Source organism: Saccharibacillus sacchari DSM 19268, from assembly GCF_000585395.1.
GTDB classification, from domain to species: Bacteria; Bacillota; Bacilli; order Paenibacillales; family Paenibacillaceae; genus Saccharibacillus; species Saccharibacillus sacchari.
In genome coordinates this window covers 1936444-1959004 of the sequence record NZ_KK073875.1, presented here as the reverse complement: position 1 = coordinate 1959004, position 22561 = coordinate 1936444, and the positions used below count along the sequence as shown (strand labels likewise).

At 52.5% G+C, this 22561-nt stretch carries 16 protein-coding genes and 6 riboswitches; of the genes, 13 read left to right on the top strand and 3 right to left on the bottom strand.

The window, feature by feature from the left end; genetic code table 11:
* The first annotated feature begins 95 nt into the window (after nt 1–95).
* Together SACSAC_RS08330 and SACSAC_RS27955 are read left to right on the top strand one after the other, a co-directional pair.
* Nucleotides 96–596, top strand: coding sequence for a hypothetical protein (locus SACSAC_RS08330; protein ID WP_037285266.1), 501 nt, complete (start codon nt 96–98; stop codon nt 594–596).
* 393 nt (nt 597–989) lie between these two features.
* Complete coding sequence (locus tag SACSAC_RS27955; RefSeq protein WP_037285264.1) at nt 990–2300, top strand: hypothetical protein; 1311 nt, start codon at nt 990–992, stop codon at nt 2298–2300.
* 77 nt (nt 2301–2377) lie between these two features.
* Here the strand turns inward: SACSAC_RS27955 and SACSAC_RS08320 are convergent, their stop codons facing one another.
* The 3 genes from SACSAC_RS08320 to SACSAC_RS08310 all read right to left on the bottom strand — a co-directional run bounded on the left by SACSAC_RS08320 (nt 2378) and on the right by SACSAC_RS08310 (nt 5589).
* Nucleotides 2378–3358, bottom strand: a complete 981-nt coding sequence (locus SACSAC_RS08320; RefSeq protein ID WP_037285262.1) for a phosphotransferase enzyme family protein — start codon at nt 3356–3358, stop codon at nt 2378–2380.
* Between the two features lie 393 nt (nt 3359–3751).
* Nucleotides 3752–5260, bottom strand: a complete 1509-nt coding sequence (locus tag SACSAC_RS08315) for an FtsW/RodA/SpoVE family cell cycle protein (RefSeq protein WP_037285260.1) — start codon at nt 5258–5260, stop codon at nt 3752–3754.
* Nucleotides 5257–5589 carry a PadR family transcriptional regulator gene (locus tag SACSAC_RS08310; RefSeq protein ID WP_037285258.1) on the bottom strand — a complete coding sequence of 111 codons (333 nt, stop codon included), beginning with the start codon at nt 5587–5589 and terminating at the stop codon, nt 5257–5259. The genes SACSAC_RS08315 and SACSAC_RS08310 overlap by 4 nt, the downstream gene beginning before the upstream one ends.
* 160 nt (nt 5590–5749) lie before the next feature.
* Between SACSAC_RS08310 and SACSAC_RS08305 the strand changes: the two genes are divergently transcribed.
* The 11 genes from SACSAC_RS08305 (at nt 5750) to SACSAC_RS08245 (ending at nt 22451) form a co-directional block, all read left to right on the top strand.
* Complete coding sequence (locus SACSAC_RS08305) at nt 5750–7348, top strand: M14 family zinc carboxypeptidase (protein WP_084777975.1); 1599 nt, start codon at nt 5750–5752, stop codon at nt 7346–7348.
* Between the two features lie 479 nt (nt 7349–7827).
* Complete coding sequence (locus SACSAC_RS08300) at nt 7828–9528, top strand: proline--tRNA ligase (RefSeq protein ID WP_037285256.1); 1701 nt, start codon at nt 7828–7830, stop codon at nt 9526–9528.
* A 344-nt stretch (nt 9529–9872) separates the two neighbouring features.
* Nucleotides 9873–9960, top strand: a riboswitch (cyclic di-GMP riboswitch).
* An 88-nt stretch (nt 9961–10048) separates the two neighbouring features.
* Nucleotides 10049–10139, top strand: a riboswitch (cyclic di-GMP riboswitch).
* A gap of 91 nt (nt 10140–10230) precedes the next feature.
* Entirely contained in the window at nt 10231–11745 is a 1515-nt protein-coding gene (locus SACSAC_RS26945) for an LPXTG cell wall anchor domain-containing protein (protein ID WP_051506973.1), read from the top strand.
* 307 nt (nt 11746–12052) lie between these two features.
* Entirely contained in the window at nt 12053–12709 is a 657-nt protein-coding gene (locus SACSAC_RS08290; protein WP_051506972.1) for a class D sortase, read from the top strand.
* A gap of 112 nt (nt 12710–12821) precedes the next feature.
* Nucleotides 12822–12912: riboswitch (cyclic di-GMP riboswitch) on the top strand.
* Between the two features lie 76 nt (nt 12913–12988).
* A complete protein-coding gene (locus SACSAC_RS27590) occupies nt 12989–15001 on the top strand; it encodes a choice-of-anchor A family protein (RefSeq protein WP_084777974.1) in 2013 nt (670 codons plus the stop codon).
* Between the two features lie 240 nt (nt 15002–15241).
* Nucleotides 15242–15326, top strand: a riboswitch (cyclic di-GMP riboswitch).
* Nucleotides 15327–15394: 68 nt separating this feature from the next.
* Nucleotides 15395–15477, top strand: a riboswitch (cyclic di-GMP riboswitch).
* A gap of 13 nt (nt 15478–15490) precedes the next feature.
* Nucleotides 15491–16309, top strand: a complete 819-nt coding sequence (locus SACSAC_RS08270) for a transglutaminase family protein (protein WP_037285251.1) — start codon at nt 15491–15493, stop codon at nt 16307–16309.
* 127 nt (nt 16310–16436) lie between these two features.
* A riboswitch (cyclic di-GMP riboswitch) is annotated at nt 16437–16519 on the top strand.
* 13 nt (nt 16520–16532) lie between these two features.
* Nucleotides 16533–17345, top strand: a complete 813-nt coding sequence (locus tag SACSAC_RS08265) for a transglutaminase-like domain-containing protein (protein ID WP_037285249.1) — start codon at nt 16533–16535, stop codon at nt 17343–17345.
* Nucleotides 17346–17498: 153 nt separating this feature from the next.
* Nucleotides 17499–18092, top strand: coding sequence for a hypothetical protein (locus SACSAC_RS08260; RefSeq protein ID WP_037285247.1), 594 nt, complete (start codon nt 17499–17501; stop codon nt 18090–18092).
* Between the two features lie 79 nt (nt 18093–18171).
* Nucleotides 18172–18912, top strand: coding sequence for a LytR/AlgR family response regulator transcription factor (locus tag SACSAC_RS08255; protein ID WP_037285245.1), 741 nt, complete (start codon nt 18172–18174; stop codon nt 18910–18912).
* Nucleotides 18909–20207 carry a sensor histidine kinase gene (locus tag SACSAC_RS08250; RefSeq protein WP_425414800.1) on the top strand — a complete coding sequence of 433 codons (1299 nt, stop codon included), beginning with the start codon at nt 18909–18911 and terminating at the stop codon, nt 20205–20207. The genes SACSAC_RS08255 and SACSAC_RS08250 overlap by 4 nt, the downstream gene beginning before the upstream one ends.
* Nucleotides 20208–20342: 135 nt before the next feature.
* Nucleotides 20343–22451, top strand: a complete 2109-nt coding sequence (locus tag SACSAC_RS08245) for a serine hydrolase domain-containing protein (protein WP_084777973.1) — start codon at nt 20343–20345, stop codon at nt 22449–22451.
* The last annotated feature ends 110 nt before the right edge of the window (nt 22452–22561 follow it).

Genomic DNA, 22561 nt, shown 5'->3' with positions numbered 1-22561 from the left:
TATTTTTAGTTTGTTTTGTAGTTCGTCTATCGGATTGCCAAGCAATCGAAGCAAGCGTTACATTGAAGCGAGATCATGTAACAGGGGGTGTTGAAATGGAGAAGGTATCGTTTAACAAAGGAGATTCGGGTAATTGGGCGATTGATTACAAACCTTCCGCGATTGTGAATCCGGATATTGTGAATCCAACATCGAAGCTGGAGACTTCAAAGGTTGTAGTCATGAAAGACAAAACCGAGCTGAACACAGAAAAGACAGGGGAAAAAGAACTGTTGAGTGATGAAGAACGCAAAAAGCGTGAAGTCCAATTGGCTCAAAAGCTCGCGGATGAGCGCTTAGCCCAGCAAAAATTGATGCAAACCTTCTATGCCGAGAAAGCACGGGTCGAACTTTCGCCTGAAAAGCTTCAAGATGCGATGAAGGCGCTAGCGCAACGTTCGATCGAGCAATTGATGATTCGCGACGGTTCCTCCATGAAGATGGAATGGAAGTCGGAGCTGCACCAGGTCCGTGTGGAGATCAGTGTGGAGGCGTACGACAAACTGAATGAGCATAGCAGTTCAAGACAGGATTTTGCCGAGGCGGTTCAAGCCTAAAGCATTCCAGTCACCTATTGTACCAATCGCCTCCTGTGCAGGGGCGATTTTTTTTGCGTTTTTTTATGTTTTGGCGTCGGCATAGTACTTAAGAAATAGGAAGTATGGTTGCTTGAGTCATTTTTCCATAGATTGTAAGTTAATTGATTTGAAACAATATTTTTAAAATGCTGTAGAAAAAAGTCGATTAAAAACGAATAACTCAAAGATACTCGAATTCGACATAGAAAAACCAGCCTTACAAAGATAAAACCCCATCTTATGCTCCTGCTTTTGGACAAAAATGGGAGGAAGCGAGTGAGGAATAGGATCCTATTCCCTTTCTTTACCATAAAATAGTAAACTATCCCTAACCAAGTCGCACAGAACATTCCATTGAGGGGGTAGTGAAAAATGAGCACATTGTCGTCCTACTCTTCCGCTTCGAGAGCGGATCAATCCAGCAGATACGATTATAACGCGAAAACATCCTATACGAATAAAGATTCTTCGAAAGTCGGCGCGTACGATAATAAAAGTCAAGACGATCGGGCCGTAGGGAAAGAAGTCCGGACCGATATCGAAATCAAAAAAGAAAAAACGCAGTTCTACGACAGAATGGAAACCAACCGCAAGCAGCAGTATGACCTGCTGCAAGCGATCTACTCGCAAAACGGTTTCACGCTGAAAACGGACGACTTCAAAAGCACGTTGAAGAATCTTGGAGAAAGAGCGATCGAGCAGAAGGTTTCGAAAGCCGGAATCACTTGGAAGTCGCAATTGCATCAACTTCGTTTGGATATCAGCTCAAGTTCTTACAAAATGTATAACGGTGATCAGATTGCGAAGGCACAAAGCGATGCCGCAGCGGCAGCGGTATCGACGGGAACTGCTCAGTCTCCGGCTGCAAGCTCTGCTTCTGCATCGACTTCCGGCGGTACGAAAGCAACACCGGCACCAGCGGCTTCAACACCAGTGCCAACATCAACACCGGCAGCTTCGGCGCCAACAACGACGCCAGTTGCAACACAACCAACACCAGCACCGGTAACGACGCCAGCGGCCGCAACGCCGGCACCTGCGACAACGACGCCAGTTGCAACAGAACCAGCACCAGCACCAGTAACGACGCCAGCGGCCGCAACGCCGACGCCTGCGACAACGACGCCAGCGGCCGCAACGCCGGCACCTGCGACAACGACGCCAGTTGCAACAGCACCAGCACCAGCACCGGTAACGACGCCAGCGGCCGCAGCGCCGGCGCCTGCGACAACGACACCGGCGGCCACAACGCCAGCACCTACAACAACGACGCCTACGACAACCACTGGAACTACAAATTCGGCTCCGGGTCTGATCGAAACGGTCGTTAATGTCGTAAATACGACGGTGAACAACACGGTTAATACAGTCAATAATACAGTGAATGGCCTGACAGGCGCATTGGGTGGCGTGTTGGGAGGTACAACTTCGGGTACAGGCACAACCGCGCCGGCTACATCGACGACAACCCAAACAACCGCGCCAGCTACATCGACGGCAACAACAAGCACAACGTCGGCAACATCCGCAGCAGCTTCCGCGGCGACGACAACAACGACTGCTACAACCGCAACGGCTTCCACGACAACAGCCGCGGCATCGACAGCGACTACAGGCACCACAACTACAGCAGGAGCGCTGCTTGGCGGCGTAACGAAAACAATCCTGGGTGGCAAAAAGTAATTTTTGACTTATCTTGCAAAGCTTCGAGTCCTCCCCGGAGGGCCCGAAGCTTTTTTAGGTTAGCGGGTGTTGGGGATTTAGCTTGCCGAATGATCGACGATCTCCGATCGAAGTTTCTGAGCCAGCGCTGCAAATTTCAGTTCCAAACTGGATTGCCAGGATACGCGCGGCGCATCTTCCGGCAGATCCATCTCCCGGTGACTTGTCGCCAGAAGATAGAGACGATGCCATTGCCGGAAGAGAGCAAGCTCTTGCTGCAAAGGTACCGGGTACGGAGAGGTTGCCGCATAGCCGTCCAAGAAAGCCTGAATCTGCTGGGAGGCTTCACTAGCGTCTGATTTCCTAAGGCTGCGAATCGCGTATTCGATATCTGCGCCCGGAGGATATATTCGGCAATCGTCAAAATCAATCGCGCTGACCAATGTGCCTTGCCACAGCAAATTGTCCATCTCGAAGTCGAAATGAATAAGCGCAGCGGGTTGGATGCGGCACACCTGCTCCATTTCCGATGCCGCAGCATCCAGTGCACTCCGGATCGCAGCAGATTCCCGAAACAAAAGCTTCCGCATATTGGCGAGGTCGAGGCTCCAATCGCCGCGACCGTTAACGGTCGCAGGAGGTATGGCGGCAAGCTCCTTATGCAAGCGCCCCAGTTCCTTTCCCCAGCGCAGGCATTGGGCTTCGGTCAGATTCTCGTCGTCCGGATGTTCCCCCGGCATGCCTTCGAACAGCACGGCGTGATAGACGTCACCGTTCCATTCGGCAGTCTCGATCCATCGTCCAGCCAGCGAGGGGACGGGCTGAGCGGCTCGAAATGAGCTGTCATGTAACGCGAGCAGAAGACGTACTTCAGCTTCGACTTCAGGCAAGCTGCGTTCTTCCGCGAGGTTAAGACGAAGAAAATGCCGTTTTCCGTCCACGTCCGCAACGAAGATCGCATTCGAACTGATTCGCCAAAAATAAACGCTGCCCAAGTCATGTCTCCACAATCGGGCAAACTGATCGCCAAGCTGGCTTTTCCATGTTTGTTCATCGATAAGATTTCGGATCTTGCTCATTTGACTAAGTTTCATCATAGGTAGGTACGCACTGCCTTTCGATTTGGATTAGTTGGTTGTGTGAAAAGTAAATCAAGGTTGAACACGCTCCATATGTGCTTGCTCCTGATATACAAAAAAACGCGAAAGCTCGTAAGCTCCCGCGGTTTGCGCATAGACGGATAGAGATCGATCGCGACGCTGCCTGCTCCGGGTCTAGGAGAGCTGCGTTCAAAAAGAAGAGCCGGAACCTCAAGGGTCCCAGCTCCCGCGATGAATAGACAACAGTCCACCTGCTGCCGATCAGATTATGCCGTAAGGGAGCGAGAAGCGATGAAATTGCGTATTCATAAGGCTTGCTCACTCCCTTCTTGTTTTGGATGAATTTAACTTAGCACGCAGCCGATGGAGGTGTCAAGGATAGCGCCCACTGGACTTACGAACCCAATCCAGCCGTCTCTCGCGGTTATCATACAACTCGAAGCCGCCGATGCTGAAGATTAACCGATCGTCGCCGGATTTTTGCGCTTGCTTCCCGCGAGTCGAAATCATATCCTTGCGTCGATAGATCCCCATGATCAGACCCAAGACGGCGCAGTGAATGACGGTCGAGCTGCCCCCGTAGCCGATGAACGGCATCGTCAACGTCGTGAAAGGCAGCAGGTTGAACGAAGCGCCGATTCCGTAGATCCATTGGCATACCAGCAAAATAGAAAGGCCCGTAGCGAGCGAACGTCCGTATCGGTCGGTAATTTTCCGGGTGGAATGCAGCAAAAGAGCGATCAGCCATAATGTGCAAGCCACGAGAACGCCCGCGGCGATCCATCCGAAGCTATAGGTCAGGTAGGGAAGAATCGCATCGCTATAAGCGTAAATCACGCGACTTCCGCTTGAACCGAATCCTTGTCCGAACCAACTGCCTTCCCGAACGGCAGCAGCGATGGAGTCGTTCAGGTAATTGTTATTGGACGTTTGAAGATGCGGAGCGAACACCGATTGGATGCGCGCTTGCCAATACTCGTTGCGAACATACAAAACAGCCATCCATGCAGCGAACAAAGCAGGCAGCCCGTATGCATAAATGCGGGAGCCGCCGGAGCGCGCGTACAACGTCAAAGCCGCGGCCAGGTAGCCGATAAGCAGCAGCCACGCCAGCAGATCGAAATAGATATACAACATGACGGGAAGAACGATCAAGCCGATGCTTCCGATTTGGCGAAGACTTGTCCATTTTTCGGTTTTGAGCGAAAGTCGTTCGAACAAGCCGGGAAGCGTGATCAGGAAAAGCACGAACATGATCAGCGTCCAATAAAAATAAAGAGGTCCGATTCCTATCCAGCCCAGCGTTCCGTTTACCGTCGGCGAGTCGAAGGAGAAAAATACGACCGTCAATACGACGGCAGCAGAGTACAACGCGATCGCGTACTTTTTCAATAATCGATAGTCGAAAAACAGGCCGGCGATCAAAGCGACAAGCCCCATGCCGTAATAAAAAAGCTGCCGGCTGCCGGGATTGAAGTATTGGTAGCTGCCTTTTCCCGTACTTCCCAAAGAAAACAATGCCAACAACCCGAGTCCGATCATCGCCGCCAGCGGCAGCAGCAATTTCCAGTTGAACCTCGGCCGATGCACCTGTCCCAGCCTACCCCCGATCTCGTCCGCATCGCCCATTTGCTTCAGCGCCCAGATGGCGGCTTCGATCGGCGGAATCTTTTCGTTTTCTTTTTCCGTCAACAACTCGTCGATGTGCCCGCGTATTTCTTCCCGAAGTTCGGGATGCAGCTCCCTTGCCCGAATACGCGCACACACCCGGTCCAGATACTCTTCGATGAGCGCTTCCGCTTTCTCGGTCTCCAGGCGGCGAAGATGCTCGAGTTGTTCCGCTGTTTCTTTTCCAGGATGTATCCCGTTGGTTCCGCTCATGCTCCGCCCTCCCCGAGCACCGCGTTCACCGCGCCACTGAATGTTCGCCACTCCTCGGTTTTGTGCTTAAGCTGCTTCAGCCCCGCATCGGTCACCGTATAATATTTGCGCTTGCGACCGCTTCCGTCTTCCCAATGCGACTTCACCCAGCTCTCGGCCTCCATGGCGTGCAAAATCGGATACAACGTGCCTTCTTTGAGCGAAAATACGCCGCCCGAGCGGCTGTCCAATTCTTTGATTAGCTCATAGCCGTACATGCTTTTGCCTGACAAGACCGTCAACACGAGCGCTCCGGTCGATCCTTTGAGCAGTTCCTTACTGACTTTCACGGCAGGTGCCTCCTTTTCTATACCTAGAATTACTATGTATCGTAATGCTAGGCCTAAGGCGTTGTCAAGGTTACCGGGAAAAACGGCAACGAGCAGGAAAATAGAGGCAGGTGCACGAATGCTAAAAGGCGGAAGAAAACGAAATTTACAGGGGGTTGTTATGAAAAAGTGGGGAGTAACGCTTATGGCGTTCATTTTGTTGGTGCTGACGTTGGCGCCGGCAGGACGTTCGCAAGCGGCGGGGGCGAATATCGTGGACCCGTCAGTCACGTATACATATGGGGTGCTAACGCGGGATATTCGGGAATTGGCAGCGAAATATCCGGACATTATTGAATACAAATCGATCGGAAAAACGCTATATGGACGTGACATCTGGGCGGTCGGCCTGGGCACGGGGAGCGCGACGGTCTTTTTCAACGGTTCGCATCATGCTCGCGAATGGCTGACGACGACGCTGAACATGCAGATGATCGAGCAGTACGCGGCCGCGTACACCGAGAACCGCAAGTTCGAGGGCTATGACGTGCGGGACATTTTGGGCAAAACGAAGATTTGGTTCGTCCCGATGGTCAACCCGGACGGCGTCACGCTTCAGCAGACCGGACTTCAATCGTTCCCGGCCAGCGTGCACAAAGCGCTGATCGCGATGAACGACGGAAGCCGGAACTTCAAGCGTTGGAAAGCGAATGCGCAGGGCGTCGACCCGAACCGGCAGTATAACGCGAATTGGGAAGAGTTGGTGAACAATTATTATTATCCGCACTGGATGGGGCATAAGGGGACGGCTCCGATGACCGCGCGGGAAAATAAAGCGATGATCGCCTTCACGTACGAGATCGACCCGGAGATTGCGGTATCGTATCATTCGGCGGGCCGGATTTTGTATTGGAATTTCCGTACGCCTGCCGCCAATGTCGCGCGCGATAAGCGTCTGGCGAATATTTTCACGGCTTTTACCGGATACAGCCAAGTGAGCCCGAGCTACAACTCCAACGGGGGCGGCGGCTACACGGATTGGTTTATTCAGAAGCTGGGGCGTCCCGCGTTCACTCCGGAGATCGGGGTGAAAACGGGCGAGACGCATCTTCCGCTGTCGGCGTTCGGAGAAGAATGGCGGCGCAACAAAAAAGTCGGCTTGTGGATCGCTCAGGAAGGCTATGCCCTATGGGCGGAGAAAAACAAAACGACGGTCAAGCCGATTTCCGTCTTCCTGGACGGCAAACGGATTGAGGATGATCTGGCTGCATTTAACGAGGAAGGCGCAACCTATGTATCGTATAAGCCGCTGCTGACTTCGTTCGGCTACAAGCTTAAGTGGGAAGGCGCGGCCAAGTCGGTTGCGGCAACAGGCGATTACGGCACGATTCGCTTTACGCTGGGCAAAAAGGAAGCGGAGATCAACGGGGAAACCGTGACGTTGACCGCCGCGCCGAGGTTGCATGAAGGGGTCGTTTATGTTCCGGTTCGTTTGATCAGCCAAGCAACGGGAGCCGTGTTGACGGTGTACAAAGATACCGGAGCGGTGTCGATCAAAAGCCCGGTCCGCGTAACGCCGAAGCCTGAAGTTCCGATTATGCCTGCAGAGCCGGTGGAACCGCCTGTACAGGAGCCGCCGATCGAGATCCCGACGCCATCGGAGCCGGCTTCGGAACCTTCGACGCCGACGCAACCGGAAGTGCAAGGCGAGGTTGAACCTCCGGCTGCGGGAAGCGAAGGGGTTGTGATTCCCGGGACGGTAGTGGAGCCGGGGGCGTAAAAACCCGCGGAACGCTTTGCGGTTTCGATTTCATTTTGGTCGCGTGCGGGATCTAATCGTTCAATCCGCTTGACGGGACCGCGATTTCGATGGTACAAAGGTGTCACGGATTCATGAATTTAACAGATGAACAGCAACGACCGGGGCCATGCCTCGCGGGCATCCAAGCCTTGAAGGCGTAAGGTGCATAGACTGCCGACAGAGAGGAATTCCGGGTACGTTTTCGAATATCGTCAACGTATCGGAGCTGCGAGAATTCCCGGCAAAACCGCGAAGGTCCTCCCCCGCGAGCTGTGGCGCGTTCTGCGTCACCGGATGTCCGCCGTTAACGGACTTCGAGCCTTTTTGCCTGCGCGGCCTGAATCATTGTGCAGTGAAAAGGGAACTAGGGTGGTACCGCGAAGACGCATTCGTCCCTGATGAATGCGTCTTTTTTGCGCGTACCGCTTTTTATTATTTATTTTGAAGGAGAGATTGCGATGAAACAAAGTCAATTGCTTATTCCTACGCTGCGGGAAGCGCCTGCGGATGCCGAAGCGGTCAGCCACAAGCTGATGCTGCGCGCGGGGTTGATCCGTCAGCTTGCTTCCGGCGTGTATACGTATTTGCCGCTGGGCTTCCGCGTATTGAAAAAGGTACAGGAGATCGTGCGGGAGGAAATGGATCGCGCAGGCGCGCAGGAACTGCTGCTTCCGGCAATGCAGCCTGCCGAGCTGTGGCGCGAATCGGGACGGTATGACGTGTACGGGCCCGAGCTGATCCGGTTGAAAGACCGCCATGACCGCGAATTCGCGCTCGGACCTACGCATGAGGAAGTCATCACGACGCTGATCGCGGGCGAGGTGAGCTCGTATCGCCAGCTTCCGATGACGTTGTATCAGATTCAGACGAAGTATCGCGACGAGCGTCGCCCGCGTTTCGGTCTGCTGCGCGGACGGGAGTTCCTGATGAAAGACGCGTATTCGTTTGACCGGAGCTGGGAAGAGTTGGACGTGACGTACCGCGCGATGTATGAAGCGTACTGCCGCATTTTCACCCGCGTCGGCTTAAATTTCCGTGCCGTCCAGGCGGACGCCGGGGCGATCGGCGGCGAAGGCGAAACGCACGAGTTTATGGCTTTGGCGGATATCGGGGAAGATACGATCGTCGTCAGCGAAAACGGCGATTACGCAGCCAATTTGGAGAAGGCCGAGATGTTCTGGGAGGAACCTGCCGCTTCGGGCGCGGAAGTTCCGCCAATGAATCGGGTGCATACGCCGAACGCGCATACGATCGATCAATTATGTGCCCATTTCGATGCGGAAGCGTCTGCCTTTTTCAAAACGCTGCTGTACCGGGTAGACGATCAGCCGATCGCGGTAGTCGTGCGCGGAGATCGCGAGGTCAACGAGACGAAGGTGCTGAACGCGCTTGGCGGCGAACGGATCGAATTGGCGGAAGCAGCCGATGTTGAACGTCTGACGGGCGCAGCTGTCGGCTTTGCCGGGCCTGTGGGCTTGTCGGGTGTGAAGTTGCTTGTGGATCGTGAAGTTCAGGCTGCGGCATCCGGAGTCGCGGGTGCGAACGAAACGGATTATCATGCGGAAAACGTGCGACCGGACCGCGACTTTACCGCGGATTTAGTGGGCGACTTCCGCAATGCGGCCGAAGGCGATCTGAGCCCGGACGGCAGCGGACCGCTGAAGTTTTATCGGGGCATCGAAGTGGGGCACGTATTCAAGCTGGGTACGAAATACAGCGAGAAGCTGGGTGCGGAGTACCTGGACGAATCGGGCCGCAGACAACCCGCGATCATGGGCTGCTACGGTATCGGGATTTCGCGCATTTTGTCTGCCGTGGTTGAACAGAATCATGACGAGAACGGGATTAGATGGCCGAAAGAATTATCGCCGGCTGCCGTGCATATCATTCCGGCTTCGATCAAGGACGAAGACCAACGCAACCTCGCGCTTGCTTTATACGATCGCTTCCGCTCGGCGGGGGTTGAAGCGCTGCTCGACGATCGTGACGAGCGAGCCGGCGTGAAGTTTAAAGATGCGGATTTGTTGGGACTTTCATACCGAGTAGTGGTGGGCCGAGAAGCCGCCGAAGGTCGCGTGGAGTTTAAGAGCCGCGCCGATGCCGATAAAGTGACGCTCCGTGCAGAAGAAGCGTTCGATCGGATTTGCAGTCAATTGTAGTCCCTTGTCAACACTAAAGATAGGAATACGCTCCCCTGTGTGCGTTTCAGGAAAACGTAAACCTGTGGTTAAGAGTTGAAAGGGTACTCGTACCATGACCGCTTAAGATGTTAGATTACGTCCATCGAAAACCCGCTTGAAGCGTGCGGGTTTCCGATGAACGCAAACCTTAGATTTGATGCGGTCAAGGTGCTAGTCTCGGCATTCGACAAAATCCTTCAAGACCCAAAAGTCCAAGAACCCCTTCATTCCAGGGTTTTTGGACTTTTCGGTTTTCCCGAAAAAAGATATTGACACAAAATCGACAATTCCGGTATACTCGCCTTAATCAAATAACCGACTTAATTAGTGAAACGCAAACCGGTCGAAAGTCCGGGACGCAAAGTCAGGAATCTACAGCGACACGTTCGCCATGATCGTCCGACCGCCTCGATAACGATGGCGGTCTTTTTGTTGTTTGTAGTTCTGGAGTCCCGAACACCGGTTCTGCGTTACAACTCCCCCGCGTCATCGCACTTCCCTCCGAGAAACGCAAACCAGTCGAAAGGCTGGGACGCAAAGTCAGGAATCTACGGCGAGCGCCCGCTCGTTAAGATCGTCCGACCGCCACGAATGGCTAGATCATTCAAGGCGGTATTTTTGCGTTTCTCTGCATCCAATATTATCTAAAACATAAAAAAATTAAAGGGAGATTATTTACTTATGAGTAAAATCACGAAAGCTTCTGTAACCAAAGCCTCCGCAGCGATCCTGTTGACGTCGACTATTTCCTTGACTCCTTATGCGACGAATTCGGCACAAGCGCACTGGAGCAAACCGGGAACATCTTCTCAAACGCCGCAATCCAGCTATGAACAGCAAATCGCGCAGGCGCTGGCTTCAGCCGAAGCTGCCAAAAAAAATGCGGCAGTCAAACAGCAAACTGTCGGGCAAAAGACAATCGCGACTGAAGCAGCCCAGCAAGTGCTTAAAGACGCTCAAAAAAAACACGACACTGCCATTCAAAGCGTCAATCAGAAAACGAACGACGTTACGGCGGCGAAGAGTCAACAAACTGACGCGCAAAATAAATTAGACGCAGCAAAGAAAAAAGAAGCAGCGGCTTTCAAAGAAGCCGTTAAGTCTTGGGGATTCGATAATAAAGCAAATAAAGCATACGAAAACGCAAAAAAAGAATCGCAAGAAGCAGAGAAAGCATATGCAGATAAAAAAGCGGTTTTCGAAAAAGAAAACAAAGCTTTGAACCAGGCTAAAAAAGATGCGGATTCCGTTAAGTGCGAAGTAGACGTTGCGCAAGATAAATCATCAAAAACTCAAAAAGACTTGGAAAAGGTACAGAAGCAAGCTGATGAAGCCAATAAAAAAGCCGAAGACGCTTTGAAAAAAGTCGAGGAATTGAAGAAGAAGCATGAAGAGCAAAATCCAAAGCCAGAGCCGGAGCAACCGGTAGAACAACCGGAGCAACCGGTGGAACAACCAGAGCAGCCGGTGGAACAACCGGAGCAGCCGGTCGAACAGCCGGAGCAACCGGTGGAACAACCGGAGCAGCCGGTGGAACAGCCGGAGCAACCGGTCGAACAACCAGAGCAGCCGGTTGAACAACCGCAACAACCGACCAACCCGGGAACTCCAACACAGCAACCTGTACAACCGGTCAATGAAAATAATACATCTGCACCCGTGAATAATACGCCGGCAACCGATAATGGAACTGTTACGATTCCGGATAATCAAACGCCGCAGGGGGCTCCGACTGTCAATGATCAGCCGACGACACAGAATCCCGCTCCCGCTCCTGCCGATACGGTAATCGTACCGGATAACGAAACGCCGCAGGGCGCGCCGGATACGAACTCCGCTTCTGATGAAACCGTGATCGTACCGGATGACGAAACTCCGCAAGGCGCGCCGGATACGGATTCTGCACCTTCGGAATCGGAAGAGATTAACGTACCGGACGAAACGACGCCGCAAGGTGCTCCTGAAACAGACGCCGCTTCGAAAGTTGCTGCTTCTGATCCCACTTCGGAAGTCGTAGATGTTCCGGACAATCGGACTCCGCAAGGAAACGCCGATGTACTGGCCCAGTCCGTAAGCGAATTGCCGACTACGCTGCCTAAAACAGGCGAAACTTCCGCGAACCCATTGTATGCACTGGGACTGGCATTACTGGCAATCGGCGCATGGCTGCGTCGCTCGGGTAAAAAAAATCAGTAATAGGCTTTTGCAACGACGACCTACTACCTTATCAACGCTAAAAGTAAGGTTATGCCCGCCGGAAACCCACCTAAAGCGTGTGGGTTTCCAGCGAACATAATCCTATGATTAAGAGTTGATAAGGTACTACACTACACAAACGAATTTGATTTTCCGAAGTATGGCTTAAGCAGGCAGGCCGTGTTCAGGGGCTCCCCTTGGACACGGCTTTCGCTTTGTGCCATACTTTTGAGGTTATAAGGAATCAAGGACGCATTTCGATGGTTGCGACAAGGTTGCCTATCAATGCGGATAAGGAGGAATACTAGTGAAAAAATGGTCGTATATTTTCATGATTGTAGGACTTTGCATTATTTTGTATCCGTCAGTGAACACCTGGCTCGAGGATCGCGCGCAGTCCCAGTTGCTAAAAGAAGCCGAGGCCGAAAGCCAAAAGCCATTGGATCTTACCCCGGTATCGAGCGGTTCGGCCGTGCCCGATTACGAAAAAATCTCGAATCTGCTTGACGAAGGCGACGATGAAACCGAAGAAAGCACGCCGCTCGACGAGAACGCGCTTCAAGACGGAGAAGTGCTCGGCGTCATCCGCTACGAGAAGCTGGATATCAAACTCCCGATCGTCGAAGGGGCAACGAAAGAAAATATGAAAAGCGCGTCGGTGCATGTAACCGGAACGCAGCTTGCGGGCGTCGAGGACGGCAATATGGCTGTCGCCGCTCACCGTGCCCATAAAACCGGACGGTTGTTCAATCGTTTGAATGAAGCAAAAGTCGGTGACCTGATCGAAATCGATCAAGGCGGAAAAACCTATCAATACGAGGTGGACAAAATCCATATTGTGGAGCCGACCGAAGTCTGGGTGCTGAACCCGACCGAAGGAGAAACCGCATTGACGTTGATTACGTGCGATCCTTTGATCAATCCTACGCATCGTTTGATCGTTCACGCCATTTTGCAAAAATAAATACCATAAATAGAGACTAAAGTCACATTGACCATGAGTCTGAAAATCTATTATATTGATTGTGACTTATTTAGCAGACAACACGAATTCATGTATGAATTGAATGTGTGACCCTTGAGAAACGCAAACCAAGCGAAAGCTTGGGACGCAAAGTCCGGAGTCTACAGTGCATCTTCCCGCACAATGACCGTCCGACCGCCACGAAGGAATTCCTGGCGGTCTTTTTGCGCATTCCGCAAAGAGTGCGCCGAAAATACGGTCTTAACGGAGGAGAAGTAGATGAACAAGTTTACAAAAATTTCTGCTGCGACGTTGCTGGCTCTCTCGATCGGTTTTGGTCATTCGAATGTGAAGATCTATGCTTCGAGCAATTCGATTCTGGGCACGGCCCAAGCCTTTAATGTTTTTGTACTGGGAAACTTCAATCAAACCAAATCGGATATCGAGGGCCGAGTCGCTGTTGGCGGTGACCTCAAAGCCACTTCTTTTAGTGTCGGAGACAAAACAAAAGGAACAGATAGCCCTGCCGTAGTTGTAGGCGGGAATCTTGATTTCTCCAACGGTGAGGCTAAAGGAGCCATCGTGTACGGCGGAACGGTAATCAACATGCCGACGGCTAACGAAAAAGTGACGACGAAAGGCAATCCTATCGATTTTGCCAAAGAAACCTCGTATCTTACTCAACAATCGCTATTACTCTCCAAACAAAAAACAACCAGCGAACCGATCTTGTATTACGGAAGCATCAGTCTTACGGGCGAAGATAAAAAATTGAATGTTTTTACGATAAATGGAGCAGACCTTACGGCTGCACATACGTTCAGAATCTCGGCTCCCGAAGGTTCGACGGTTATTGTCAACGTAAGCGGCGATAACATTGTGATGTCGAACATGGGAATGTTTCTCGATAAAGTTAGCAAACATAATGTGATTTATAACTTCTACGAGTCCAAACAATTAGAAATCAAACAAATCGGCGTTCAAGGCAGCGTGCTTGCTCCCAAGAGCACAGTCCAATTTGATAACGGCAACGTAGAGGGAACTCTAATTGCCGGCGAGTTGAACGGATACGGAGAGTCTCATCATTTTCCTTTCGAAAGTGAAGTTCCTCCAATGAGCCCGGACGGAGAGGATCCGCCGACGGAGCAACCACCAACAGAGCAGCCGCCAACGGAACAACCGCCAACGGAGCAACCGCCGACGGAACAACCACCGACGGAACAACCACCAACGGAGCAGCCGCCAACGGAACAGCCGCCGACGGAGCAACCGCCAACGGAGCAACCGCCAACGGAGCAACCGCCGACGGAGCAACCGCCAACGGAACAACCACCGACGGAACAACCACCGACGGAACAACCACCAACGGAGCAGCCGCCAACGGAACAACCACCGACGGAACAACCACCAACGGAGCAACCGCCGACGGAGCAACCACCAACAGAGCAACCACCAACGGAGCAGCCGCCAACGGAGCAACCACCGACGGAACAGCCGCCGACGGAGCAGCCACCAACGGAACAACCGCCAACGGAGCAGCCGCCAACGGAACAACCGCCAACGGAACAACCACCGACGGAACAACCACCAACGGAGCAGCCGCCGACGGAACAACCACCGACGGAACAACCACCAACGGAGCAACCGCCGACGGAGCAACCACCAACAGAGCAACCACCAACGGAGCAACCGCCGACGGAACAACCGCCGACGGAACAGCCACCGACGGAACAACCGCCAACGGAGCAGCCGCCAACAGAGCAGCCGCCGGCGGAGCAGCCGCCAACGGTTCCACCGACAACACCAGCACTTCCAGATCCGACCCCAACGAACCCAACGAACCCAACCGTTCCTGGCACGGTCGTAATCCCGGACGAAGAAGTTCCGCAAGGTTCGCCAACGCCGGACCCTACGCCTTCGACTGAAACACCGTCTGTTCCTACGGACGAAGTGACGATTCCGGAAGACCCAACGCCTCTCGGCACGCCGGAAATTCCTTCGGAAACGCCAACCGTGCCTACGGACGAAGTGACAATTCCGGAAGATCCAACGCCGCTTGGCACACCGGAAGTTCCAGTGAATCCGACACCGGTTCCTACGGACGAAGTGACGATTCCGGAAGATCCGACGCCTCTCGGCACACCCGTAATTACAGAGACTCCCGTACCGACCGGCGATCAACCGGCAACGCTGCCGCAAACGGGTGAAGCTTCACAAACTCCTATGTATATGCTGGGCTTGGCCTTGGTCGCGCTTGGAGCTGGTTTGTTCAGACGCGGAGCACGCAAATAACATCAAAAGATCTGTCCTAAATCCATTCTCTTTTTCCAGGGAGTGGATTTTTCTTTTCGGAATAGGAGACTTGCGCTGTAAAAAATAGCGGAGTTTAATCCGATAGTATTAAAAGGAAGCGAAATTTCAAAGCCGGATTGGCAAGAGCGGAAATGGGATTGGGTCTAAAGTATTAAAAGATAAAAAACCCGTCTTGCTAAATTGATTTTTCGTGATACTATGTAACTAGAAGAAGCTTTTCACCGATAAAGGCAAACCTGATCGAAAGACAGGGACGCAAAGCTATAGGGCCTTACCCCCAGGGGGTTGGCAGCCAGCCGCCGAAAGATAGGGCTTTTTTCGTATACTCACATATTTTATTCATCCGTATCTCACTATTGAACGATAAGACTAAAACGATAAAGGCAAACCTTTCGAAAGAAAGGGACGCAAAGCTATAGGGCCTTACCCGCAAGGGTTGGCAGCCAGCCACCGAAAGGAGTTTTATCCATGCGCAAATGGATCCTCAAACTTACACTCGCACTTAGCTTGACTGCCGGCTTACTGCCTACGGTAGCCGCACCGGCTTCCGCCTCTTCCGTAGATGCTTCGTGGTTGGACACTTCGACCCTGGGTCAAGGCACGATCGGTGTCAGCTACAGCGCGAACACTTCCAAACGGGTTAAAGTCATGATCGCCAAAGCAAGCACGGTATACACATACGACTTGAACACGGCGAAAAAGAGCGAAAGCTTCCCGCTGCAATCCGGCGCTGGTTCATATGAAGTGACGCTGCTCGAAAACACAAGCGGCACAAGCTACAAAAAAATCGGCTCGTCTTCGGTTGAACTCAGCTCCGATAGCCAAGCTAGCGTATTCCTGGGTTCGGTACAAAACGTAAACTGGAAAGACGCTAAAAAAGCAACGGCATTGGCAGCGAAACTGACAGCAGGCAAAAAAACCGACAAAGAAAAAGCACAAGCGATCTACGACTACGTCGTATTGACCGTTAAATACGATACAAAGTTGGCAGCAACGGTCGGCAACGTGTATATGCCTTCGGCAGACGCTACGCTGATCTCCAAGACCGGCATTTGCTACGATTACGCTTCCTTGATGGGCGTTATGCTGAGAAGCTCCGGCATCCCGACCAAATTGGTAATGGGCAACACGACTTACGTCAAAGAGTACCATGCTTGGAACGAAATCTACCTGGACGGCAAATGGGTGGTTGTGGATACTACGGTTGATGCAGCTTACAAAAATGCAGGCAAAACAATCTCGTTCGCTAAAGACGCAAGCAAATACAGCGTACAAAAAGTATACTAAGCAAAAATCAAGCCCTATCCTTTGGATGGGGTTTTTATTTTTAAAAATAGGAATCGATTAGAAGACTAGCGTCGATTTTGTGTTTTATAAATAGTAAGAACAGCACTTCGTCTCGCATGATCTCTATATCCGATAAAGGCAAACCTGATTGAAAAACAGGGACGCAAAGCTAAAGGGTCTTTCCCGAGAGGGTGACAGCCAGCTATCGAAAGGAGTCTGTGTCATGCACAAGTGGATGCTGAAAGCAGCGTTGGCTTTTGTTTTGACTGTATGCTGGAGTTCGACTTCCGTTGCGACGACCGCGAACATGTCGGCGGAAACTTTGTTTATCGACGTTTCTTCCTTGCAAGCAGGAACCGTAACGATCGGTTACGATATTCGTTTTTCAAAAAAGCGGCATAAGTTGATGATCGTCAAAGGAGACAAGGTGTACACGTACGATCTGGACCCTGCGCGCACCTCCGAGACCTTCCCTTTGCAATCGGGAGGCGGCACGTACGAGATTACTTGGGCTGAACATAAAAGCGGCACAACCTATCGGAAGCTTGGCACGACGTCGATCGACCTTCCGGATTCCGGTGCGGATCAAGTGTTTTTGGGCTCCGTGCAAAACGTCAATTGGAAAGAATCCCAAAAAGCGACCGCGCTTGCTGCTAAGCTTACGGCGACCCTAAAAACGGACGGAGACAAAGCGCGAGCGATCCACGAATACGTCACGGCGAACATTGTGTATGAAGACAAAGAAACACCAGTGGCTTATCTTCCTTCGGTCGACGATACGCTGATTTCGGGAAAAGGGATGTGTTACGATTACGCGTCCTTGATGGCGGTCATGCTGAGAAGCGTCGGGATTCCGACCAAATTGGTGATGGGCAGCACGACTTACGTCACCGAATATCATGCCTGGAACGAAATCTTTCTGGACGGCAAATGGGTGATCGTGGACGTGACCGTCGACGCCGCTTACAAGCAAGCCGGAAAAAGCATCCCGTTCGCCAAAGAATCGAGTAAGTATACGGTGCAGAAAGTCTATTGAACGTTTACGGCGATTGCATTCGAATAAAATAGAGTCTTCATGACCCCCTTTGCTCCCCGCAGCGAAGGGTTCTTTTCGTCGAACGGCATAACGAAACGAACAAACGAAACGTTCAATCAAGACAAGAATTTGCACACCGAAGGAGAGAACGTCATGAAAACACCTTACGCACTCGGACTCATTATTCTTTTTTTCTTGGCGATTTTTCTTTGGGTTTATCCGTTCCCCAAGCAGATCGACAAAGAGATTCCGGCGATCGTGTCGATTGCCGATACGCCGTACCCTTACGAGACGTCCGATTCCGAAGAATTGGCGATCACGCATACGAATAAGCCGACCGTGATTCATGTGAAAGGCACGGTCTACCGCAAATTGTTTCGCCAACCGGAGTTGAAAACGCAAATTACGGTCGACGGATTTAACTGGATGACGGACGGGCGTCATTCCATGACGGGGCCTTTGGTTGGCGAACGAAAAGACGGAATCAATATGGGGAGCATCTTTTACAACCATGAACAACAGTATTCAAGCTCCCCTTCGTTTGGACATGCCAAATTTGCAACGGTCTTTTTCGATAACGACTTTGAACAATTCCATTTATGGACAACGACAGAAGAATGGATGGGCGAAGAAGAACCTCGTCTGCTAAAAATTACCGGCGCTGCGCAAAACAAAGAAGAAGCGGAGCAGGTGTTGCGCGAGATCCATGCCGTCTACGGAGATTGGATCGACAGCACTGGCCTTTGACCAATGCCTAAGCTTTAGCATAGGCGTTCCCTTCCGCAACCTATATAATAGAAGAAAAAACTACGGAGGGACGCCCATCATGTACCGCATTGCCATTTGCGACGACGAGCAGCCGCGCCGGGCGGACGTTCGGCGCATGCTGCTCGACTTGTCGGTCAAGACCGGCATTGATTTTGAACCGGAAGAATTCGAAGACGGCGAAGCTTTGTTGTCTCATTACGAGAACGGTGGGGAGCCTTTTCATATTTGGGTGCTGGATATCGAAATGAACGGACTGACCGGGATCGAGACGGCGCGCAAATTAAGAGAAATGAAGCGGTTGAGCGAACAGATCATTTTCCTGACCAGTTATGCCGAGTATATGCTGGAGAGCTTCGACGTCATGACGTTCCAGTATCTGCTCAAGCCCGTCGATCCTATCGTTTTTGAAGAGAAAATGCTGAAGCTATGCCGATATTTTGAAGAAAAAGAGCAAGAAATTCTGATCGTCAAATCCGCGGAGGGCGATTTGGTACTGCGGCACGACGAGATTATCGCGATCGAAGCAGCCAATAGTCTCACGGTGAAAAACAGACTGAAGATCACGACGACGCGCGGCGCGCACGACGGTCGAGGATTGATCTCGAGTTATGCCGATGCGTTGAAAGAAGGCCGTTTCCTGCAAATTCATCGTTCGGTGCTCGTCAACTTGTCGCATGTCCGCAAATTTTCCGGCAGCCGCGTCGTTATGTCGAACGGAATCGAACTGCCGATCGGACGTTCGAAGATCAAAGAAGTGAAGGATGCCTGCACGCGATTCATGGTGCTGAGGATGGAATGATGGAAGATATGCTGCCTTTGTACGTATTGAACATCGGGACTTCGCTGGTCATGGCGGTTCAGGTGAACTTTTATTTCAATTCGGTGTTCGGAAAAGAGAAAAGCAAACGCAGCAAAAGATACTGGATCGCTGCTTTTCTGCCGTTGATTTTCGTTTATCTGACGATTGCGCTGCCGGATCTGCTCTCGTCTTTTTTCGCGGTGTCGATCATTTTTCTGTTCGCGCAGGGTTATGGGGTCTCGCAAAAGCTGAAGCTGATGTTCGCCATCTTGTACGCGGTTTTGCTGACGCTGATCAACCTGATTCTCATCTATTTGATCCATCCTTCGCTCGAACCGTTTAGTTTGAGGATGCCTTCGGACGAAATCCCCGATGATTTGTCGCTGGCCATGACGATGCTGCTGGGGTGCACGATGATGTTCGCGGTGATTCAGGTGATCCGTCTCGTGGTCAAAAAGCGCCGTTTTCCGTTGGAGTCGCGCTATTCGCTGCTGTTCCTTTCCGTGCCGATCATCAGCATTTATCTGGTGAACGTCTTTACCTTATACAGCGAAAAAAATATTCATTACTTCTTGTCCATCTTCGGGTTTATCGTGCTGAACGTGCTGGTCGTCTATATGCTGGATACCGTGATCGCCCGTTTTCAGTTGGCGCTTCAGAACGACCGTTTGCAGAATCAGATGGACTACCAGGACGCCAATTACGAGAAAACGGTGCACAGCTTCAAAGAGATCAAACGCATCATCCATGACACCAACAAGCATATGCTCGTCGTGGCGGAGTATATCGAGCGCGGCCGGAGCGAGGAAGCGATCGAGCATATCCGCACGACGCTCAAAGGCATCGATAACGCGTATCTCCGGGTGAACTCGGGCAACCTGGTCGTCGATGCGTTGGTGACCAATGCGCTCAACGTCGGACGCGCGAACGGCATTCGAATCGATACGGAACTGCGTTTGCGCGAACCGGAGCTTGCGATCGAGCGATACGATCTGTGCGTCGTGCTCGGGAATATGTTGGACAACGCGGTCGAAGCGTCCAAAATCGTCCGGCAGGCGGAGGATCGGTTGATCCGGGTCGAGATTCGTTCCAGCGAAGCCGCGATGTTCATCCGCGTGCGCAACCGGACGGAGCGCGAGGTGACCGATCTGCGCAGCCGCAAAGCGAACGCCGACGAGCACGGTTTCGGACTGACCAATATCGAGCGGATCTGCGAAAAGTACGGCGGGCATATGACGATCGCGACGGAAAATCTGACGTTCGATAACATGGTCATGCTTCCTTTCCCCAAATGAAAAAGTTCTCCGAACTTGTCGTTCGGGGATCTTTTTTTGCGTTTCGGGGCATTTTTTCGTTCGGCTTAGGCTTGTGCGGTATGCTTTGTGCATGGAGAAACGGTATCCCACACTTTTTCGAGAGGATGAATAAACATGACACAACCGATAAACGTTTGGAAAAAAACAAGTACGGCTGCGCTTCTCGCGCTGCTTCTGGCCCTTCCGGTAGCCGAGGGACAAAGTTCCGCGCAAGCGGCGAATCCTGCGGCATCCGCGCAGACGGTCGAACAGAAAAACGCCGCGCAAGCCAAAGCGAAAGAAATGGTCGAGGCGCTGATGGCGAACTACGGCGTGACCGGGGCGCAGTACGCGATTCGCGACGGCGGCAAAGTGGTGCTGTCCGGCGGCACGACGTTGGACGACAGCGGCAATAAGCAAAACATCGACGCGGGCAGCATGTTCGGCATCGGATCGGTCAGCAAAATGTACGTGACCGCCGCGACGATGATGCTTGTCGACGACGGCAAAATCGATATGGACAAACCGCTGACGACGTACATTTCCGATTTCAAAATGGCGGACGAGCGCTACAAAGAGATCACGCCGCGCATGCTGATGAACCATTCGGCCGGCTTGTACGGTTCCCATTACAAAAACAGCATGCTGCTCGGAGACAACGACACGCAGAACTACGATCAACTGCTCAGCAATCTAAGCAAGCAGCGCCTCAAGTCCGACCCGGGCGAATATTCCGTATACGCCAACGACGGCTTCCAACTGCTGGAGCTGCTGGTGGAACGCGTGAGCGGCATGGGCTACAGCGAGTTTTTGCAAAAGAACGTCAGCGAACCGCTCGGCCTGACCTCCACGAAAACGCCGCTGGATACTTTCGACCGCAACCAGCTCGAACCGATCCGCCTGCCGGGCATTCCGAATGCGCTGCTGCCGGAAAACGCCAATATCCTCGGCACGGGCGGCGTCTACTCGACCGCGGAAGAAATGACGCTGTTCTCCGAAGTCCTGAGCGGCAAGCATCCCGAGCTGCTGTCCGCAGCGTCCGCGGAAGCGATGCTTCAGCCGGAGTACCGTAACGGCGTCTGGGTGCCGGATACGAAAAACGCGTTCGGTTACGGACTCGGCTGGGATTCCGTCGATCTCGAACCATTCGGCGACTACAACATCCGGGCGGCAACCAAAGGCGGCGACACGATCATGTACCACTCCGCGCTGATTACTTTGCCCGACGACGATATTTCGATCGCGTTCGTCACGTCCGGCGGCTCGTCCGTATTCAACACGACGGCGGGTACCGACATCCTGTTGGAGTATCTGAAGCAGACCGGGAAAATCACGAACATTTTGCCTGAACAGACGTTCCAAAAACCGGTCAAACAAGCCATGCCGGCAAGCATGGACAAATACAGCGGCTTGTACGGCAACGTAGGAGAGACGCGCATCGTCAAAATCGAAAACGGCGCCATCCAAATGCCCGCTCTCATGAGCGACATGATTCCGGCCCAGTCTTACGTCTATACCGGAGACGGCGAGTTTACGAGCGAAGACGGCCGCGCCGTGCTGGGTTTCGACGAGCAGACGAACGGCCACACGTACATGCGCATTACCAGCGATCTTCAATTTCCGTCGATCGGAAGTTCGCGCATGGCCTTTTACGAAGTGCAGAAGCTGGACGCGAATCCGGTAGAAGCTTCGGCGGCGGCAGCCTGGAAACAGCGCGAAGGCAAGACCTACTACGCGCTGGACGAGAAGATTAATTCGCTCTTTTACATCGCGCCTTCCGTGCTGACGAAAACGATCAAGCTTGATGCGAGCGGCGGCTACGCCAACGGAACGAAAATCGTTGATGCCGATCATGCGGTCAACGTTGCCGAAATTCCGGTCATGAACGGTCGCGATACGTTCGATCTGGACTTCTCCCGCCAAGGCGGCATCGAGTATCTGCAAGCCGACGGCCGCACTTATGTGAGCGAAGACGCGATTCAGCCGATCTACGCCGGGCATGCTTCCCTCGTGACGATTCCCGCTTCGGGCAGCGTGCGTTGGTTCGATATTCCGGCGAGCCTGGCAGGCAAAACATTGACGGCAGAACTGCCGGAAGGCACGGGCTTCGCGGTCTACGATGCCAACGGCGCGCCTGTAGGTCTGTCGGTCGCGATGGGTTCGAATACGGCGGTCCTGCCGGAAGGCGGAAAGATCGTGTTCGGCGGAGCAGCCGGGAACGTATTGAAAGTCAATTTGAAATAAAAAGCGGATCGTATATACGAAAAACGGTCTGAGTTCCGATCAGAAAGCTCAAATTTCGCTGTGATAGCGGGATTTGAGTCTTTTTTTGTCCGCCTTTGTCCGCCGCGAAA

Excerpts from the sequence above, each read along its gene's own strand:
- SACSAC_RS08330 (WP_037285266.1), top strand. The coding sequence starts at position 96 with ATGGAGAAGGTATCGTTTAACAAAGGAGATTCGGGTAATTGGGCGATT.
- SACSAC_RS27955 (WP_037285264.1), top strand. The coding sequence starts at position 990 with ATGAGCACATTGTCGTCCTACTCTTCCGCTTCGAGAGCGGATCAATCC.
- SACSAC_RS08320 (WP_037285262.1), bottom strand. The coding sequence starts at position 3,358 with ATGAGCAAGATCCGAAATCTTATCGATGAACAAACATGGAAAAGCCAG.
- SACSAC_RS08315 (WP_037285260.1), bottom strand. The coding sequence starts at position 5,260 with ATGAGCGGAACCAACGGGATACATCCTGGAAAAGAAACAGCGGAACAA.
- SACSAC_RS08305 (WP_084777975.1), top strand. The coding sequence starts at position 5,750 with ATGAAAAAGTGGGGAGTAACGCTTATGGCGTTCATTTTGTTGGTGCTG.
- SACSAC_RS08300 (WP_037285256.1), top strand. The coding sequence starts at position 7,828 with ATGAAACAAAGTCAATTGCTTATTCCTACGCTGCGGGAAGCGCCTGCG.
- SACSAC_RS26945 (WP_051506973.1), top strand. The coding sequence starts at position 10,231 with ATGAGTAAAATCACGAAAGCTTCTGTAACCAAAGCCTCCGCAGCGATC.
- SACSAC_RS27590 (WP_084777974.1), top strand. The coding sequence starts at position 12,989 with ATGAACAAGTTTACAAAAATTTCTGCTGCGACGTTGCTGGCTCTCTCG.
- SACSAC_RS08270 (WP_037285251.1), top strand. The coding sequence starts at position 15,491 with ATGCGCAAATGGATCCTCAAACTTACACTCGCACTTAGCTTGACTGCC.
- SACSAC_RS08265 (WP_037285249.1), top strand. The coding sequence starts at position 16,533 with ATGCACAAGTGGATGCTGAAAGCAGCGTTGGCTTTTGTTTTGACTGTA.
- SACSAC_RS08260 (WP_037285247.1), top strand. The coding sequence starts at position 17,499 with ATGAAAACACCTTACGCACTCGGACTCATTATTCTTTTTTTCTTGGCG.
- SACSAC_RS08255 (WP_037285245.1), top strand. The coding sequence starts at position 18,172 with ATGTACCGCATTGCCATTTGCGACGACGAGCAGCCGCGCCGGGCGGAC.
- SACSAC_RS08250 (WP_425414800.1), top strand. The coding sequence starts at position 18,909 with ATGATGGAAGATATGCTGCCTTTGTACGTATTGAACATCGGGACTTCG.
- SACSAC_RS08245 (WP_084777973.1), top strand. The coding sequence starts at position 20,343 with ATGACACAACCGATAAACGTTTGGAAAAAAACAAGTACGGCTGCGCTT.